Source organism: Streptomyces sp. NPDC031100 (genome assembly GCF_055570785.1).
In genome coordinates this window covers 18,726-35,388 of sequence record NZ_JBVIGN010000017.1, presented here as the reverse complement: position 1 = coordinate 35,388, position 16,663 = coordinate 18,726, and the positions used below count along the sequence as shown (strand labels likewise).

At 72.3% G+C, this 16,663-nt stretch carries 17 protein-coding genes; 8 read left to right on the top strand and 9 right to left on the bottom strand.

Annotated elements, in window-relative coordinates; all coding sequences use genetic code 11:
- Window positions 1–142: 142 nt before the first annotated feature.
- Complete coding sequence (locus tag ACZ5DS_RS36445) at window positions 143–628, top strand: Lrp/AsnC family transcriptional regulator (RefSeq protein WP_468247592.1); 486 nt, start codon at window positions 143–145, stop codon at window positions 626–628.
- Between the two features lie 27 nt (window positions 629–655).
- Here ACZ5DS_RS36445 and ACZ5DS_RS36440 read toward each other — a convergent pair whose 3' ends face one another.
- Together ACZ5DS_RS36440 and ACZ5DS_RS36435 are read right to left on the bottom strand one after the other, a co-directional pair.
- Entirely contained in the window at window positions 656–1,243 is a 588-nt protein-coding gene (locus ACZ5DS_RS36440; protein WP_468247238.1) for a TetR/AcrR family transcriptional regulator, read from the bottom strand.
- Window positions 1,240–2,754, bottom strand: coding sequence for a 3-hydroxyacyl-CoA dehydrogenase (locus ACZ5DS_RS36435; RefSeq protein WP_468247236.1), 1,515 nt, complete (start codon window positions 2,752–2,754; stop codon window positions 1,240–1,242). Before ACZ5DS_RS36435 ends, ACZ5DS_RS36440 begins: the two co-directional genes overlap by 4 nt.
- A 160-nt stretch (window positions 2,755–2,914) precedes the next feature.
- On the opposite strand from ACZ5DS_RS36435, the gene paaN reads away from it, so the two are divergent.
- Entirely contained in the window at window positions 2,915–4,609 is a 1,695-nt protein-coding gene (paaN, locus tag ACZ5DS_RS36430) for a phenylacetic acid degradation protein PaaN (RefSeq protein ID WP_468247235.1), read from the top strand.
- Window positions 4,610–4,625: 16 nt separating this feature from the next.
- On the opposite strand, the gene ACZ5DS_RS36425 is transcribed toward paaN, so the two are convergent.
- Genes ACZ5DS_RS36425 through ACZ5DS_RS36415 form a run of 3 tightly spaced genes read right to left on the bottom strand, consistent with a single transcriptional unit; the run spans window position 4,626 to window position 7,458 of the window.
- Window positions 4,626–5,381 (bottom strand): TrmH family RNA methyltransferase, encoded by a 756-nt coding sequence (locus tag ACZ5DS_RS36425; protein ID WP_468247232.1) that lies wholly within the window; start codon window positions 5,379–5,381, stop codon window positions 4,626–4,628.
- A complete protein-coding gene (locus tag ACZ5DS_RS36420) occupies window positions 5,378–6,595 on the bottom strand; it encodes an HTTM domain-containing protein (RefSeq protein WP_468247230.1) in 1,218 nt (405 codons plus the stop codon). The genes ACZ5DS_RS36425 and ACZ5DS_RS36420 overlap by 4 nt, the downstream gene beginning before the upstream one ends.
- Window positions 6,592–7,458, bottom strand: a complete 867-nt coding sequence (locus tag ACZ5DS_RS36415; RefSeq protein ID WP_468247228.1) for a DUF5819 family protein — start codon at window positions 7,456–7,458, stop codon at window positions 6,592–6,594. The genes ACZ5DS_RS36420 and ACZ5DS_RS36415 overlap by 4 nt, the downstream gene beginning before the upstream one ends.
- A gap of 308 nt (window positions 7,459–7,766) precedes the next feature.
- Here ACZ5DS_RS36415 and paaA point away from each other — a divergent pair, with 308 nt between their 5' ends.
- From paaA to ACZ5DS_RS36385, 6 genes are all read left to right on the top strand, one after another.
- Window positions 7,767–8,777 carry a 1,2-phenylacetyl-CoA epoxidase subunit PaaA gene (gene paaA, locus ACZ5DS_RS36410; RefSeq protein ID WP_468247226.1) on the top strand — a complete coding sequence of 337 codons (1,011 nt, stop codon included), beginning with the start codon at window positions 7,767–7,769 and terminating at the stop codon, window positions 8,775–8,777.
- Entirely contained in the window at window positions 8,774–9,061 is a 288-nt protein-coding gene (gene paaB / locus ACZ5DS_RS36405) for a 1,2-phenylacetyl-CoA epoxidase subunit PaaB (RefSeq protein WP_359062396.1), read from the top strand. The genes paaA and paaB overlap by 4 nt, the downstream gene beginning before the upstream one ends.
- Window positions 9,058–9,777: a 1,2-phenylacetyl-CoA epoxidase subunit PaaC gene (gene paaC / locus ACZ5DS_RS36400; RefSeq protein WP_468247223.1), complete on the top strand. Its 720-nt coding sequence runs from the start codon at window positions 9,058–9,060 to the stop codon at window positions 9,775–9,777. Before paaB ends, paaC begins: the two co-directional genes overlap by 4 nt.
- Entirely contained in the window at window positions 9,771–10,298 is a 528-nt protein-coding gene (gene paaD / locus ACZ5DS_RS36395; RefSeq protein ID WP_468247221.1) for a 1,2-phenylacetyl-CoA epoxidase subunit PaaD, read from the top strand. Before paaC ends, paaD begins: the two co-directional genes overlap by 7 nt.
- On the top strand, window positions 10,298–11,362 hold the full coding sequence (locus ACZ5DS_RS36390) for a 2Fe-2S iron-sulfur cluster-binding protein (protein WP_468247220.1): 1,065 nt from the start codon (window positions 10,298–10,300) through the stop codon (window positions 11,360–11,362). The genes paaD and ACZ5DS_RS36390 overlap by 1 nt, the downstream gene beginning before the upstream one ends.
- Before the next feature lie 192 nt (window positions 11,363–11,554).
- Complete coding sequence (locus ACZ5DS_RS36385; protein WP_468247217.1) at window positions 11,555–12,697, top strand: acyl-CoA dehydrogenase family protein; 1,143 nt, start codon at window positions 11,555–11,557, stop codon at window positions 12,695–12,697.
- A 239-nt stretch (window positions 12,698–12,936) separates the two neighbouring features.
- Here ACZ5DS_RS36385 and ACZ5DS_RS36380 read toward each other — a convergent pair whose 3' ends face one another.
- The 4 genes from ACZ5DS_RS36380 to ACZ5DS_RS36365 are packed head-to-tail and all read right to left on the bottom strand — an operon-like array spanning window position 12,937 to window position 16,137.
- Window positions 12,937–13,266: a rhodanese-like domain-containing protein gene (locus ACZ5DS_RS36380; RefSeq protein ID WP_468247590.1), complete on the bottom strand. Its 330-nt coding sequence runs from the start codon at window positions 13,264–13,266 to the stop codon at window positions 12,937–12,939.
- A gap of 49 nt (window positions 13,267–13,315) precedes the next feature.
- Entirely contained in the window at window positions 13,316–14,128 is an 813-nt protein-coding gene (locus ACZ5DS_RS36375; protein ID WP_468247216.1) for a hypothetical protein, read from the bottom strand.
- Window positions 14,129–14,177: 49 nt separating this feature from the next.
- On the bottom strand, window positions 14,178–14,654 hold the full coding sequence (locus ACZ5DS_RS36370; protein WP_468247214.1) for a hypothetical protein: 477 nt from the start codon (window positions 14,652–14,654) through the stop codon (window positions 14,178–14,180).
- Window positions 14,655–14,694: 40 nt separating this feature from the next.
- A complete protein-coding gene (locus tag ACZ5DS_RS36365) occupies window positions 14,695–16,137 on the bottom strand; it encodes a DUF2252 domain-containing protein (RefSeq protein ID WP_468247211.1) in 1,443 nt (480 codons plus the stop codon).
- Between the last annotated feature and the right edge of the window lie 526 nt (window positions 16,138–16,663).

Below are 16,663 nucleotides of genomic sequence, written 5' to 3'. Positions count from 1 at the left end.
CCCGCCTCACCAACCGATTGTTCGGTCGTCGGCACATTTTGGCTACAGCCCCCGCCAGGCTGTGGACAAACGGTTCTCCACAGCCTGGAATGAATGCAGGACGTCCACGGCGATGAAGCGGGGGGACATGGCAGCTGAACAAATGGCCGAGGGACCGCAGGACGGCGCCGCCCTGCCCCCGCCGCGTCCGCTGGACGCCATCGACCAGGACATCCTGAAAATCCTGCAGGCGGACGGCCGTGCCTCGATACGGTCGGTCTCCGAACGCGTCCACGTCTCCCGTGCCAACGCCTACGCGCGCATCAACCGGCTCATCGAGGACGGGGTGATCAGGGGCTTCAGCGCCCGCGTCGACCACGAGCGGGCGGGGCACAGCACATCGGCGTACATCACGCTGAAGATCGTCCAGAACACCTGGCGCACGGTCCGCGAGCAGCTCAGGCAGCTGCCCGGCGCCTCCCACATCTCGCTGGTGGGCGGCGACTTCGACGTCCTGCTCCTGGTGCACACGCCCGACAACAGGGCGCTGCGCGAGCTGGTGCTCACCCGGCTCCAGGCGATCCCCGAGGTGCTCAGCACGCGCACGCTGCTGGTGTTCGAGGAGGAGGACCTGGAGCCGGAGGCCTGAGATCCGGCTCTGCCCGGAGACCCGGGCTCAGCTCTGGCGCAGGCCCGAGAAGGCAAGCCGGACCACCGCGTCGGCCACCTCGCGGCCGCTGGCACCGCGCGCCTCGGGCCGGTACCACTCCACGATGGAGTTGATCATCCCGAAGACCAGCCGGGTGGCCAGGCGGACCTCCACGTCGCCGCGTATGTCCCCCTCGGCGGCCGCGGCCTTCAGCAGCTCGGCGACCTGGTGGTCGAAGTCGCGGCGCCGCTCCAGCGCCCAGCGCTCGGTCTCGGTGTTGCCGCGCACGCGCAGCAGCAGCGTCACGTACGGCAGCTCCGATATGAGCACCTCGACCATGCGCCGCACGACGTGCTCCAGGCGGTCCGCGGCGTGCCCCACGCGCGCGTGCTCCTCCTCGAGGATTCCGAACAGGCCGTCCAGCGCCCGGCTGACGGCCCGGCGCAGCAGCTCCTCCTTGCCGCTGACGTGGTGGTAGATGGACGACTTGGAGATGCCGGCCGCCTTGGAGAGGTGCTCCATGGAGGTGCCGTCGTAGCCGCGTTCGTTGAAGACCCGGACGGCGACGGAGAGCAGCGACTCGGGGGTGTACGTGTCGCGCTTGGCGGTGGTCATGGGGTGCCCTCCCGCTTGTCGGTGGCGTACGCGTGGCGGTAGAGCGCGAGGGACGGCGCGTACCGGCCGGAGGGGTCGCGCAGGTGCAGGTCGTCCAGCAGGTCGTAGGCCCAGCCGCGGCCGAGCCTGCGGCTCCATTCGAAGGGGCCGAGCGGGTAGTTGACGCCGAGGCGCATCGCGGTGTCGATGTCCTCCTCGGTGGCCACGCCCTTGGCGACGGCGTCGTGCGCGAGGTCCACGATCCGGGCGACCGTACGGGCGACGATCATGCCGGGGACGTCGCCGATGACGCTGACCTTCTTGCCGAGCGCCTGGAAGAGGCCGATGGCCTCGGCGAGGGTCTGCGGCGAGGTGTCCTGGGAGGCGGACAGGGCGATACGGGTGGCCTTGCGGTAGTCGAGGGCGAGGTCGAAGTAGACGACGTCGCGGAACTCCACGGAGGTCTGGCCGTCGGCGAGGACCAGCTGTCCGCCGCTGGGCAGCAGCAGGCGGCTGCCGTGGTCCTCGTCCTCCTCGCGGACCTGGATGCCCGCCTCGCGGATCAGCGTGAGCAGCTCGGCCGCCGGGCCGAGGCCGCCCTCGGCGGTGACGTGGGCGGGCGGCCGCTCCTGCTCGGCGGTGTGCGGCTCGGAGCGCTCGGCGCCCTCGGCGTAGTCGTACCAGCCGTGCCCGCTCTTGCGGCCGAGCCGCCCGGACTCGACCAGCCGGCGCTGGGCCAGCGAGGGGGTGAAGCGCACGTCCTGGAAGAAGGACTGCCACACCGAGTGGGTGACGGACTCGTTGACGTCCTGCCCGATCAGGTCGGTCAGCTCGAACGCGCCCATCCGGAAGCCGCCCGACTCGCGCAGGACCGCGTCGATGGTGGCCGGGTCGGCGGCCTGGGCCTCGTAGACGGCGAAGGCCTCGGCGTAGAAGGGCCGGGCGATCCGGTTGACGATGAAGCCGGGGGTGTCCGCGCAGGCCACGGGAGTCTTGCCCCAGGCGCGTGCGGTCTCGTACGCGCGCGTGGCCGACGTGACGTCGGTGGCGAACCCGGAGACGACCTCCACCAGCGGCAGCAGCGGGGCCGGGTTGAAGAAGTGCAGGCCCAGGAAGCGGCCGGGGTTGGCGAGCGCGCCGCCGATGGCCGTCACCGACAGGGACGAGGTGTTGGTGGCGAGCAGACAGTCCTCGGCGACGATCTCCTCCAGCTCGCGGAAGAGCTGCTGCTTGATGTCCAGCCGCTCCAGGACGGCCTCGACGACCAGCGCGCAGTCGGCCAGCTCGGTGAGGCTGCCCGCGGGGGTGAGCCGGGCGCGGGCAGCGTCCCGTTCGGCGGCGGTGAGCCGGTCCTTCGTCACGAGCCGGTCGAGGCGGGCGCCGATCGCTGCGGCCGCCTCCTGGGCGCGCCCGGGAACGGCGTCGTACAGCCGCACCGGGTGGCCGGCGACCAGCGCGACCTGGGCGATGCCCTGGCCCATGGTGCCGGTGCCGACGACGGCCACGGCGCTGCTGAGGTCGAGAGCTGTCATGTGCGCGATCCTCCCGCACGGGGTTTTCCACAGATGCGGCGGACCCCCTTGTACCGACCGATCGTTCGGTTACTCTAGCTCTGACTGGCTGTTCCCGCTTCTGTTTCCGCCCAGGTCCTGAACTCGACGAAGAGTTCTCCAGACGAGGAGTTGGTCCCGCATGGCCGCCCAACTGACCCCCCACGAGCTGATCGCGAAGCACCGGCCCACGCTCGACCAGGCGCTCGAAGCGATCCGCACGCGCGCGTACTGGTCCCCGCATCCCGAGCACCCCAAGGCCTACGGCGAGCACGGCAGCCTGGACGCGGCAGCGGGCAAGGCCGCCTTCGACGCCCTGCTGGGCAACCGCCTCGACCTCGCCGACCAGCCCGGCATCGACGACTGGGTGGGCGACGAGGTCTCGCCGTACGGCATCGAACTGGGCGTGAGCTACCCGCACGCGGACGTCGACGTGCTGCTGCCCGCGATGAAGGCCGGACAGCGCGCCTGGCGGGACGCGGGCGCGGAGACCCGCGCGGTGGTATGCCTGGAGATCCTGAAGCGGATCAGCGACCGCACGCACCAGTTCGCCCACGCGGTCATGCACACCAGCGGACAGGCGTTCATGATGGCGTTCCAGGCGGGCGGCCCGCACGCCCAGGACCGCGGCCTGGAGGCAGTGGCGTACGCGTACGTGGAGCAGGTCCGCACGCCTGAGACGGCCGAGTGGACCAAGCCGCAGGGCAAGCGCGACCCGCTGGCCCTGACCAAGACCTTCAAGGCCGTCCCGCGCGGCATCGCGCTGGTCATCGGCTGCAACACCTTCCCGACGTGGAACGGCTACCCGGGCCTGTTCGCCTCCCTGGCGACCGGCAACGCGGTCCTGGTCAAGCCCCACCCGCGCGCGGTGCTGCCGCTCGCGCTGACCGTGCAGGTCGCCCGGCAGGTGCTCGCCGAGTCGGGCTTCGACCCGAACCTGGTGGCGCTGGCCGCCGAGCGCCCCGGCGAGGGCATCGCCAAGGCTCTCGCCACCCGCCCCGAGATCCGCATCATCGACTACACCGGCTCGACGTCCTTCGGTGACTGGCTGGAGGCCAGCGCCCGCCAGGCGCAGGTCTACACGGAGAAGGCCGGCGTCAACACGGTCATCGTGGAGTCGACCGACGACTACAAGGGCATGCTGTCCAACCTGGCCTTCTCGCTGTCCCTGTACAGCGGCCAGATGTGCACCACCCCGCAGAACCTGCTCGTCCCGCGCGACGGGATCCGCACCGACGAGGGCCCCAAGACCTTCGACGAGGTGACCGCCGACCTCGCCCGCGCGGTCGACGGCCTGCTCGGCGACGACGCCCGCGCGAACGCCCTGCTGGGCGCGATCGTCAACCCGGACGTCAAGGCCCGGCTGGAATCGGCGGCCGGTCTCGGTGAAGTCGCTCTGGCCTCGCGCGAGATCAGCAACCCGGAGTTCCCGGGCGCGGTCGTCCGCACCCCCGTGATCGTCAAGCTGGACGGCGCCAAGCCGGACGACGAGGCCGCCTACATGAGCGAGTGCTTCGGCCCCGTCTCCTTCGCCGTCGCGGTCGACTCCGTGACCGCCGCGGTGGACCTGCTGCGCCGCACGGTCCGGGAGAAGGGCGCCATGACGGTCGGCGCGTACACCACCGACGCGGAGGTCGAGGCGGCCATCGAGGAGGTCTGCCTGGAGGAGGCCGCCCAGCTGTCCTTCAACCTGACCGGCGGGGTGTACGTGAACCAGACCGCCGCCTTCTCCGACTTCCACGGCTCGGGCGGCAACCCGGCGGCGAACGCGGCCCTCACCGACGGCGCGTTCGTGGCCAACCGCTTCCGGGTGGTGGAGGTCCGCCGGCAGGCGTGACGCTCCGCGGGGAAGCCTAGGACGCCGTGGGTGCGCCCCCGGTCGCACTCCAGTGGTACAGCGTCATGGCCACGCTGGTGGCCAGGTTGTAACTGGAGACCTGGGGGCGCATCGGCAGCGCCAGCAGATGGTCGGCACGCGCGCGCAGCTCCGCCGACAGGCCGCTGCGCTCCGACCCGAAGGCCAGCACGGCGTCGTCCGGCAGCGTGGTGCCCCGGATGTCGTCGCCCTCCGGGTCGAGGGCGAACAGCGGCCCGGCGGGCAGTTCCTCGACGCCGAGCCGCTCCACGGCGGTCGCGAAGTGCAGCCCCGCACCGCCACGCACCACGGTGGGGTGCCACGGGTCGAGGGTGCCCGTGGTGACCACTCCGGTCGCCCCGAAACCGGCGGCCAGCCGGATCACGGCGCCGGCGTTGCCGAGGTTGCGCGGGTTGTCAAGGACCACGACGGGCGCGGTGCGGGGCGTGCGGGCGAGCGCCCGCAGATTGGCCTCGCGGGAGGGCCGTACGGCCAGGGCGGCCACCCCCGTCGGATGGGGGCGCGGCACCAGCGAGGCGTACGTCTCCTGCGTCACCTCCGTCAGGAGCGCGTCCAGCGTCTCCCTGACGTCCCCGGCCAGCTCCTCGGCGAGGGCAAGTGCCGCCCGCCGGTCGGTGGTGACCGCCACCGGGACGTCCGCGCCGAAGCGCAGCGCGTGCTTGAGGGCGTGGAAGCCGTCGAGCAGCACGGCGTCACCGGCGCGCTCGCGCCAGCGGGTCACGGGGTCGGTCATGCGGTGAACCCTACGCGGCCCTTCGTGTTCTCCTCGGCGGAGCGCTGCGGCGGCAGCCTACGGTCGTGCTCGCCGCGCCGCAGCAGCCGTCCCCGCGCGCGTGCCGCCCAGCCGCCGAGCAGCAGCAGGAAGGACGTGGGCAGGAAGACCGCGTCCGCGGTGATCATCGCCAGCGAGAAGAACGGCAGGCCGAGGACGACCGCGATCACGGCGTGCTCGGTCATCATCAGCACCAGCAGGACGTTCTTGACCCGCCGGTTGAACAGGGTGAACGGGAAGGCGACCTGCACGATGACCGTCCCGTAGGCCACGATCATCATGATCGTTCCGCTGGAGGACATCAGGTCGGCCAGGGCGGGCCAGGGCGAGAAGTAGTCCAGGTGGAGCGGGTAGTAGACGGCGGTGCCGTCCTGCCAGCGCGAGCCCTGGATCTTGTACCAGCCGGCCGTGGCGTAGATCAGACACGCCTCCGCCATGATCACGAACAGGGCGCCGTTGTGCAGGACGTTGGCGATCACGTCCAGCAGGATCCGCGGCTCCTGCGACCTCGCCCGGCGCTGCACCGCGGCCCACAGGCCGAGCGCCGCCCACACCGTCCACAGCAGCGCGGGCACCAGCCAGCCGTTGTCGAACCGGCCCGCCAGCGTCACCCCGGTGAGCGCGAGGCCGAGCACCGCCCACAGCGCTGGTCCCACCCGGTCGGGGCGGACCCGCTCCCCGCGCGCGCGTGCCGCCTCGGTGCGGGCCGCCCGCCGGGCGTCGAGCGACCAGACCTGCCCGCAACGCGTGAACACCAGGTAGAAGGCCATCAGGTGCAGGACGTTGTCGCCGCCGTCACCCACGAAGACGCTGCGGTTCTGCAGCGACAGCACGCCCACCATGAACAGCACGGAGGCGGTGCGGGTGCGCCAGCCGAGCAGCAGCGCCGCGCTGGAGAGGACTGCCAGCACGTAGAAGATCTCGAACCAGGCCTGCCCGTCGGACCACGTCAGGGCCGTGAAGGCGTGGTTGTCGGAGGTCAGCTGCCGGGCGAGGTCCCAGCTCCACGGGCCGTCGGGACCGTACAGCTCCTGGCGGTGGGGGAACTCGCGCAGCAGGAAGAGCAGCCAGGTCGCGGCGAAGCCGATGCGGATCACGGCGCTCTGGTACGGGCCGAGCGCCGACTCGGTGACGCGGGCGATGCCGCGCGAGAGCGTCATGGAGAGACCGTTCACCGCACACCTCCCTCGGCCTCGTCGGCGGTCACCGTCCACCAGGGCAGCAGACGGTAGACGGGCTTGTCCGAGACCTGCTCGCGGCTCCACTTCGGCGGCTGCACGTTCGTGGTGCAGGAGCGGACCTGCACGCGCTGGATGACACCCTTCCGGCTGATCGCGTCCTCCCGGTACAGGCGCATCACGACGATCCGGCGCACGTACTGCTCGGAGAGCGAGCCGCGCAGGGCCACGGGCCGGTTGTCGGCGCCGTGCGTGGCGACGAAGAAGTCCCAGGCGCGGCGCAGCTCGTTCTGCTCGGTGTGGCTGGGCACCAGGCTGCCGTCGATGGCGGCGCCGTCCCGGGCGGACAGGTCGTTCCAGCCGGTGGTGCGCAGGCTGCCGTCCTTCATCCGGACCTCGGCGCGCACCTGAACGGCGATGTTCTGCTGGAGCGGGTTCGGGGCGAACAGCTTCCAGTTCTGTTCGAACTCCGGGTACACCCACTCCTCTATCGCCTTGCCGTGCTGCTTGGTCACCGTGTTCGCCGGCGCGAGGCTCAGGAACACCATCCCCAGATGCACACAGGCGGCGACGGCGACGACCGCGAGCGCCAGCGCCGCGCCGACCTGGTAGCGGGGGGAGAGGGCGGCGACGCCGGTCCGGGGTGCCCGGGGCGGCGGCGGGGCCTCGGGAGTCGGTGGACCGTCGGGATCGCCCGCAGCCTCCCCGGCGAGCCCCTCCGGAAGCTCAGGGCCCTCCCGAAGCTCAGGGCCCTCCCGGTGCTCGGGCCCCTCCCGGTGCCGGGGATCCTCCGGGCGACGCGCCCCGGTCGACCCGGCGGGCCCTCCGCGGGCCTGCGAGTCCTCGTCGTACGCGTCCATTCCGCCCCGTTCCCCGATTCCGGTCGCCGTCCCGACACCGCCACAGGCGCCGCATGCTTCCCGGGCGCCACTCCTAGACGCCCGCACGGAACGGTACTCAGCACCGGCCGCCCGGCGCAGCCCCGCGGACGGCCCGGGTCAGTGGCCCTCACCACGCCGCGCCGCCCCGCCCACGGTTTTCCACAGGCAGGCCGCGCGGTTATCCACAACGGTTGACACCCGCGACGGCCCGGCACACCATTGATAACGCACGGACCGAACGATCGGTCGGGACGTATTCAGGGAGAGCCCGAGGTCAGGGGGACCGCATGGCCACAGCAGCCGCGCACCGCACGGCCCGCACGGAGGCGGACGGCGCACGGACCACCGCCGAGAGCACGGCGGAGTACCAACGCGCCTTCGACGCGGCCGTGGCCGCCGACGAACGCATCGAGCCACGCGACTGGATGCCCGACGCCTACCGCGCGACCCTGGTCCGGCAGATCGCCCAGCACGCGCACTCCGAGATCATCGGCATGCAGCCGGAGGCCAACTGGATCACCCGCGCGCCCAGCCTGCGCCGCAAGGCGATCCTGATGGCCAAGGTCCAGGACGAGGCCGGCCACGGCCTGTACCTGTACAGCGCGGCCGAAACCCTCGGTACCGGCCGCGACGAGCTGCTCGACAAGCTGCACAGCGGCCGCCAGAAGTACTCCTCGATCTTCAACTACCCCACGCTGACCTGGGCCGACGTCGGCGCGATCGGCTGGCTCGTGGACGGCGCCGCGATCACCAACCAGGTCCCCCTGTGCCGCTGCTCCTACGGCCCCTACGCGCGCGCCATGGTGCGGATCTGCAAGGAGGAGTCCTTCCACCAGCGCCAGGGCTACGAGCTGCTGCTGGCCCTCAGCAAGGGCACCCCGGAGCAGCACGCGATGGCGCAGGACGCGGTGAACCGCTGGTGGTGGCCCTCGCTGATGATGTTCGGCCCGCCCGACGACGAGTCGCAGCACTCCGCGCAGTCCATGGAGTGGAAGATCAAGCGCCTCTCGAACGACGAGCTGCGCCAGCGCTTCGTCGACATCTGCGTCCCGCAGGCCGAGTCCCTGGGCCTGACCCTCCCGGACCCGGACCTGCGGTGGAACGAGGAGCGAGGACAGCACGACTTCGGCGCGATCGACTGGACCGAGTTCTGGGACGTCCTCAAGGGCAACGGACCCTGCAACGAACAGCGCATCACCCAGCGCAGGCGCGCACACGACGAGGGTGCCTGGGTACGGGAAGCGGCCGCGGCCTACGCGGCCAAGCACACTGGCGAGACGGGAGCGAAGCAGGCATGACGAACACCGACTGGCCCCTGTGGGAGGTCTTCGTGCGCTCCCGGCGCGGCCTCTCCCACACGCACGCCGGCAGCCTGCACGCACCGGACGCGGAGCTGGCCCTGCGCAACGCCCGCGACCTGTACACCCGGCGCGGCGAAGGCGTCTCGATCTGGGTCGTCCCGGCCTCCGCGATCACCGCGTCCTCGCCCGACGAGAAGGACCCGTTCTTCGAGCCGGCCGCCGACAAGCCCTACCGGCACCCGACCTTCTACGAGATCCCCGAAGGGGTGAAGCACCTGTGACCGCGACCGTCCCCACGACCGCCGCACTCGCCCTCGGCGACGACGCCCTGGTGCTCTCCCACCGCCTGGGGGAGTGGGCCGGGCACGCCCCCGTCCTGGAAGAAGAGGTCGCCCTTGCCAACATCGCCCTCGACCTGCTGGGCCAGGCCCGGGTACTGCTGTCCATGGCAGGCGACGAGGACGAGCTGGCCTACCTGCGCGAGGAGCGGGCCTTCCGCAACCTCCAGCTGGTGGAGCAGCCCAACGGCGACTTCGCGCACACCATCGCCCGCCAGCTGTACTTCTCCCTCTACCAGCAGCTGCTCTACACCGAACTGGCCGCGGGAGACGGGCCGTTCGCACCGCTGGCCGCGAAGGCCGTCAAGGAGGTCGCCTACCACCGCGACCACGCCGAGCTGTGGACGCTGCGGCTCGGCGACGGCACCGAGGTGAGCCGGGAGCGGATGCAGCAGGCGTGCGAGGCGCTGTGGCGGTTCACCGGGGAGATGTTCCAGCCGGTGGAAGGCCTGGACGCCGACTGGGTGGGCATGGAGGCCCAGTGGCTCCAGTCCGTGACGGACATCCTCGGCCGGGCGACCCTGACCCTGCCCGAGGGGCCGCGCACCGGCGCATGGTCGGCGGGTGCCGGCCGGCAGGGCCTGCACACCGAGTCGTTCGGGCGGATGCTCGCCGAGATGCAGCACCTGCACCGCAGCCACCCGGGGGCGTCATGGTGACCACCACCGCCCTGGAGGCGGAGCTGCTGGAGCTGGCCGGCTCGGTGCCCGACCCCGAACTGCCCGTGCTCACGCTCCAGGAGCTGGGCGTCCTGCGCGCAGTGCACCTCCACGGCGCGGACACGGTCGAGGTCGACCTGACCCCGACCTACACCGGCTGCCCCGCCATCGAGGCGATGAGCCTGGACATCGAGCGGGTGCTGCGCGCCCACGGCATGCGCGAAGTCACCGTCCGCAAGGTGCTCGCCCCCGCCTGGTCCACGGACGACATCACCCCCGAAGGCCGCCGCAAGCTCCAGGAGTTCGGCATCGCTCCCCCACGCGTGCGCCACGACGCCGGACCGGTGCCGCTCACCCTGGGCGCGACCCGCACCCTCGCCGAGGACGCCGACCCGGTCCGCTGCCCGCACTGCGGATCCGCGGACACCGAACTGCTGAGCCGGTTCTCCTCCACCGCATGCAAGGCGCTGCGCCGCTGCCTGGCCTGCCGCGAACCGTTCGACCACTTCAAGGAGTTGTGATGGCGCGCTTCCACCCGCTCCCGGTGGCCGCGGTCGACCGGCTCACCGACGACTCCGTCGCCCTCACCCTCACCGTCCCGCCCGGGCTGCGCGAGGAGTACCGGCACGCGCCCGGCCAGCACCTCGCCCTGCGGCGGCGCACGGACGGCGAGGAGATCCGGCGGACGTACTCGATCTGCTCCCCGGCCCCGGACCCGGCCGACGAGGGCCCGGACACGCTGCGTGTGGGAGTGCGGCTGGTCGAGGGCGGCGCCTTCTCGACGTACGCGCTGAAAGAGGTCAACGTCGGCGACGAGCTGGAGGTGATGACCCCGGCCGGACGCTTCACCCTCCAACCGGCACCGGGTCTGTACGCGGCGATCGTCGGCGGCAGCGGCATCACCCCCGTGCTGTCGATCGTCTCGACGCTGCTGGCGCGGGAACCCGAGGCCCGGTTCTGCCTGATACGCAGCGACCGTACGGCCGCTTCGACGATGTTCCTGGAGGAGGTCGCCGACCTGAAGGACCGCTACCCCGAGCGGCTGCAGCTGGTGACCGTGCTCTCCCGCGAGGAGCAGCAGGCGGGCCTGCCGTCCGGGCGGCTCGACCGGGAGCGGCTCACGGGACTCCTGCCGGCGCTGCTGCCGGTGGACCAGGTGGCGGGGTGGTTCCTGTGCGGTCCCTTGGGGCTGGTCGAGGGCGCGGAGAAGGCACTGCGCGAGCTGGGCGTGGACCGCGCCCGCATACACGAGGAGATCTTCCACGTGGACGCGGGCGTGGCCCCGGCGCCCACCGTCCCGGCCCCCGCGCACAGCACCGTCACCGCCCGGCTCGACGGGCGCGGCGGCACCTGGCCGGTCCAGGACGGCGAGTCCTTGCTGGAGACGGTGCTGCGCAACCGCCCCGACGCGCCCTACGCCTGCAAGGGCGGCGTGTGCGGCACCTGCCGGGCCTTCCTGGTCTCGGGCGAGGTGCGCATGGACCGCAACTTCGCGCTGGAGGCGGAGGAGACGGAAGCCGGATATGTGCTGGCCTGCCAGTCCCATCCGGTGACGGAGAAGGTGGAGCTGGACTTCGACCGCTGAGGCGTGCCTCGGCGACGGGTGGGGAGGGGCTGGGGGGAGGGAGGGGGGCGGGGGACCCCCCAGAAGCGATCTCAAGAAGCAGCCTCGAAGACACCACCCCCTCCTCCCCGTTCCCTTCTCCTAGAACCTGTTCTATCTTGACGGCCCGTCAGACGAACCGTCGGATCACCGGACCCTCCGGGAGGACAGGCCGTGGACTTCACCTTCAGCGAGGAGCAGTTGGCGGCGGCCGAGGCGGCACGGGGGGTGTTCGCCGGGGTGGCGCCGGATGCGGTGCCCAGCCCGGCGCTCACCACCGGCGCCGTGGCCGAGGGCTTCGACCGGGAGCTGTGGTCCCGGCTGGCCGGCGCGGACCTGCTCAGCCTGCTGCTGGACGAGCAGCACGGCGGGGCGGGTCTGGACGCCATCGCGATGTGCCTGGTGCTGCGCGAGTCCGCCAAGGTGCTCGCCCGGGTTCCTCTGCTGGAGCACAGCGCAGCCCTGGCAGCCGTACAGACCTACGGCGGCAAGGAGTTGGGGGAGCGGCTGCTGGCCCGTGCGGGGCGCGGTGAGCTGGTGTTGACGGTCGCCCCGCACGGCCGTACCGGACACGACCCGGCCGAACTCGCCGTCACGGCACGGCGGGACGGGCTGGCGTGGGTGCTGGACGGGGTGCAGACGGCGGTGCCGTGGGCGTACGACGCGGACCTCGTCCTCGTACCGGCCCATATCGAGGGCACGGCCGCCGACCGGACCGTACTCGCCCTGGTGCCGCGCGCGCAGGACGGGGTGGTGCTGGGCGAGCAGATCTCGACGAGCGGGGAGCGGCTGGCCGAGCTGCGCCTGCAGTCGGCGCGGGTCGAGGCGGGCGATGTCGTCGAGGCCGAGGGTGCCTGGGAGTGGCTGCACGCGCTGCTGGCCACCGGTACCTGTGCGCTGGCTCTCGGCCTGGGCGAGCGCGTGCTGAGGATGACGGCTGAGTACACCGGCAAGCGGGAGCAGTTCGGGTATCCGATCGCGACCTTCCAGGCGGTCGCCGTGCAGGCCGCGGACCGGTACATCGACCTGCGTGCCATGGAGGCCACCCTCTGGCAGGCCACCTGGCGGATCGCCTCGGGAGCGGCGGGGGCGCTGCCGGCCGCCGGAGACGTCGCCGTGGCGAAGATCTGGGCGGCGGAGGGCGTGCGCCGCGTCGTGCAGACGGCGCAGCATCTGCACGGCGGGTTCGGCGCGGACACCGACTACGCGCTGCACCGCTACCACGCCTGGGCCAAGCAGCTGGAGCTGGCGCTCGGCCCGGCGGCGGCGTACGAGGAGACACTCGGGGACCTGCTGGCGGCGCACCCGCTCAGCTGACCGGACCTCGGGCGGGGCTGGGAGGTGTCTTCCGGATCATGCCAGCGACGCTGGGCCGGCGCGCGCAGCCGGCGGCGCCCCTGGCAGGGCAGGGGAAGTGTCCTCTGGATCATGCCCGCGACACGGGACCAGGCACACGCAGCCGACCGCACCCCCGGCAGGGACTGGGAGGTGTCTCCTGGATCACGCCGACGGCATGGGACCCGGCACACGCAGCCGACCCCGCCCCCCCGGCGGCGCTAGACGACCGCGCCCGGTGCCCCGGCGTCGGTCACGACCGGTCGGCCCGCGGACTCCCAGGCCTGCATGCCGCCGGACACGTTCGCGGCGTCGATGCCCTGCTGGGCCAGGTACATCGTGACCTGGGCCGAGCGGCCGCCGGAGCGGCAGATCACGTTGACCCTGCCGTCCTGCGGGGCGGCCTCGGTCAGCTCGCCGTAACGGGCCACGAACTCGCTCATGGGGATGTGCAGCGCCCCTGCGGCGTGACCCGCCTCCCACTCCTCGTCCTCGCGGACGTCCAGCAGGAAGTCGTCGTCCTTGAGGTCCGTGACCTCGACCGTGGGCACACCAGAACCAAAATGCATGTCTCCGACGCTACCCGACGGACGGGGTGGTTCACCCCTGTCCCAGCAAGCCCGCCAGCTCGGCTTCCCGCTGCTCGATGTCGGCGCGCAGCCGGCCGGCGATCTCGTCGAGCAGGCGGTCGGGGTCGTCCGGGGCCAGGCGGAGCATGCCGGCGATCGCGCCCTCCTCGAGTTCGCGGGCGACCAGCGTGAGCAGCTCCTTGCGCTGGGTGAGCCATTCGAGGCGGGCGTACAGCTCCTCGGCGGGGCTCGGGCGGCGCTCGGGCGGCACCGGGCCGGCTGCCCATTCCTCGGCCAGCTCCGCGAGGAGCCTCTCGTCGCCGCGGGCGTAGGCGGCGTTGACGCGGGTGATGAACTCCTCGCGCCGCAGCCGCTCCCCTTCCTCCTGTGCGAGGTCGGGGTGAGCCTTGCGGGCCAGCTCGCGGTAGAGCCTGCGGGCCTCCTCGCTGGGCCGCACCCGCTCCGGGGGCTTCACCGTCTGGCCGGTGAGCATGGCGGCGGCCTCCGGGAACAGGCCGTGGCCGCCCATCCAGCCGTGCAGCAGTTCCTCGACGCCGGGGATCGGCATGACGTGGGCGCGGGCCTCCTCGGCCCGGCGGATGTCCTCGGGGTCGCCGGTGCGGGCGGCCTTCGCCTCGGCGATCTGCGCGTCCAGTTCCTCGATGCGGGCGTAGAGCGGGCCGAGTCTCTGTTCGTGCAGCCGGGAGAAGTTCTCGACCTCGACGCGGAACGTCTCCACGGCGATCTCGTACTCGATCAACGCCTGCTCGGCGGCCCGTACGGCCTGTTCCAGCCGTTCCTCGGGCCGCGGTGCCTGGGACTGCTCAGCTTCCGGGGTCGTCACCAGACCAGCGTAGGCCACGGCCGAAACCCAGCGCCGGAGACGGCCGGGCTCAGCCGAGCGGCTCCGCGTCCGGGCAGTCGGCCGGTACCCACTCGGCCTGCAGGTCCTGGCAGGCGACCACGAGGGTGCCGGGACGGCAGGCGAGCTCGTGGGTGCAGCCGCCGGGGTGCGGGAGGATTTCGTCGAGGATCACCTCGCCGAGGGAGGCCGGGTCGCACACGCCGAGGACGTCCGACTGGAAGCGGGAGACGCCGGTGTAGCGGACGAGGAGGTCCTCGTCGTGCTTGAAGCAGTTGTGCCGGAAGCGGATCTCGACGTTTCCGCCTCCGGTGCGGCGCACCTGAGCGGGCCGGAGGTCCTTCACACAGCGTTTGCCGCCGAAGTCGTAGTGCCCGGGGTCGGTGGCGAACGCGCGGGCGCCCGGCGGCAGTTCGGCGGCGAGCGCGGGCAGCCGGTCGAGGTAGGGCCGGGGGTCGATGAGCTCCGGTTCCTCTCCCTCGCCGCCGGTCAGCTCGACGTACCTCACCTCACCACCCCTTCGGCCCGCGCATTCCCCGCATCCGCCCTCACACGCCCATCTCGGCCGCGATGCGCCCGGACCGGACCCCCGCCACCAGCTTCGCGTGATCGGCCTCGGTGCGGTCGGCGTAGGCGACGGCGAAGTCGGCGATCGCCTCGTCCAGTTCCTCGTTCTTGCCGCAGTAGCCGGCGATCAGGCGGGGGTCCGCGCTGTGGGCGTGGGCGCGGGCCAGCAGGGCGCCGGTCATCCGGCCGTAGTCGTCGATCTGGTCGGCGGCGAGTGCGGCCGGGTCGACGCTGCCCTTGCGGTTGCGGAACTGGCGCACCTGGTAGGGCCGCCCGTCGACCGTCGTCCAGCCCAGCAGGATGTCGCTGACGACCTGCATCCGCTTCTGGCCGAGGACCACCCGGCGGCCCTCGTGCTCCACGGCCGGCACCTCGAAGCCGGCCGTGGCCAGATGCGGGACCAGCGCCGACGGGCGGGCCTCCTTCACCTGGAGCACCAGCGGCTGCCCACGGTGGTCCAGGAGCAGCACCACGTACGAGCGCGTGCCCACGCTGCCCGTGCCGACCACCCGGAAGGCCACGTCGTGCACCGCGTGCCGGGCCAGCAGGGGCAGCCGGTCCTCGGAGAGCGTCGAGACGTACGGCTCGAGGGAGGCGGCCACCGCGGCCGCCTCGGCGTCCGGGACCCGGCGCAGCACCGGTGGCGCGTCGACGAAGCGCCGTCCGCCGTCCTCCGCTTCCTCGGTCGACTTCGCCGCGAACCGGCCGCTGGTGTTGGCTCGCGCCTTCTCCGAGACCCGCTCCAGCGTGCCGAGCAGGTCGTGGGCGTCGGTGTGGGAGACCAGCTCCTCGTCCGCGATCGCGTTCCAGGCGTCCAGCACCGGCAGCTTGGCCAGCAGCCGCATGGTGCGCCGGTAGGCGCCGGCCGTGTCCTGGGCGGCCTTGCGGCAGGTGTCCTCGTCGGCGCCCGCCTCCCGTCCGGCCAGCACCAGTGAGGTGGCGAGCCGCTTCAGGTCCCATTCCCAGGGGCCGTGCACGGTCTCGTCGAAGTCGTTGAGGTCGATGACCAGGCGGCCGCGGGCGTCGCCGTACAGGCCGAAGTTGGCCGCGTGCGCGTCGCCGCATATCTGGGCGCCGATCCTGGTCACGGGGGTGCGCGCCAGGTCGTACGCCATCAGTCCGGCCGAGCCGCGCAGGAAGGCGAAGGGGGTGGCCGCCATCCGGCCCACGCGTATCGGCGTCAGCTCGGGTATGCGGCCGGCGTTGGACTCCTCCACCGCGCCGATCGCGTCCGGGCGGGAGTCGTCGAGCTCGAGGGTGCGGTGCGCGCTGCGCGGCACGCTCGTCCTGAGCGCCTTGCCCTCTTCCTTGGGCGAGCCCTGCGGCTGCCACTCGGCGAACCCGCGCACCCGGGGCACCCGGGGCAGCCGGCGCGCTGCCGCCTGCTCGGCCGTTTCCGCCACTCCGACACCGGCTTCGGTCATCGCGACCGCCTCCCCCGAACACGCCGCACCCGCGCTCATCCGCGGATTCGCTCGAACATCAACTCGTGCAGACCGTACAACCGGTGGCCGAAACGTGTCAGATCCTGTGGACAACTCCGAGCCTGTGGAAAACTCCGCCACCCCCGGGCATCGGTACTCCTGGTACCCACTGCGCCCGCCCTCACGCCCGCCCTCACGCCGCCTTCACGCCGACCCTCACGCCAACCCTCACTGCGCCTTCACGCCCGCCCGCGCGCCTGCTCTCCCGCTTGCTCTCCCGCCCGCGGAAGCGCCGGCACGGCGAGCACCCGCCGGGGCGTCTCCTCGGCCGGTGGCAGGTCGAGCCTGGTGAGGAGGGCGCCACTGTGCCGGCCGCCGGCCGCCCTGAGACCACGACCCCTCCGGCATGGAGGGTGAGTAGCAGCAGCGGGGTGAACTGACGTGCCGTCACCAGGCCGGGAGCCGTGCCCGAGTCACCGGTGAGCGAGCACCAGCCAGTCCCCCGGCGACTCGGTCCGCTCCCCGA

Coding starts and splice junctions, on each gene's coding strand:
- ACZ5DS_RS36445 (WP_468247592.1), top strand. CDS start 143: ATGGCCGAGGGACCGCAGGACGGCGCCGCCCTGCCCCCGCCGCGTCCG.
- ACZ5DS_RS36440 (WP_468247238.1), bottom strand. CDS start 1,243: ATGACCACCGCCAAGCGCGACACGTACACCCCCGAGTCGCTGCTCTCC.
- ACZ5DS_RS36435 (WP_468247236.1), bottom strand. CDS start 2,754: ATGACAGCTCTCGACCTCAGCAGCGCCGTGGCCGTCGTCGGCACCGGC.
- paaN (WP_468247235.1), top strand. CDS start 2,915: ATGGCCGCCCAACTGACCCCCCACGAGCTGATCGCGAAGCACCGGCCC.
- ACZ5DS_RS36425 (WP_468247232.1), bottom strand. CDS start 5,381: ATGACCGACCCCGTGACCCGCTGGCGCGAGCGCGCCGGTGACGCCGTG.
- ACZ5DS_RS36415 (WP_468247228.1), bottom strand. CDS start 7,458: ATGGACGCGTACGACGAGGACTCGCAGGCCCGCGGAGGGCCCGCCGGG.
- paaA (WP_468247226.1), top strand. CDS start 7,767: ATGGCCACAGCAGCCGCGCACCGCACGGCCCGCACGGAGGCGGACGGC.
- paaB (WP_359062396.1), top strand. CDS start 8,774: ATGACGAACACCGACTGGCCCCTGTGGGAGGTCTTCGTGCGCTCCCGG.
- paaD (WP_468247221.1), top strand. CDS start 9,771: ATGGTGACCACCACCGCCCTGGAGGCGGAGCTGCTGGAGCTGGCCGGC.
- ACZ5DS_RS36390 (WP_468247220.1), top strand. CDS start 10,298: ATGGCGCGCTTCCACCCGCTCCCGGTGGCCGCGGTCGACCGGCTCACC.
- ACZ5DS_RS36365 (WP_468247211.1), bottom strand. CDS start 16,137: ATGACCGAAGCCGGTGTCGGAGTGGCGGAAACGGCCGAGCAGGCGGCA.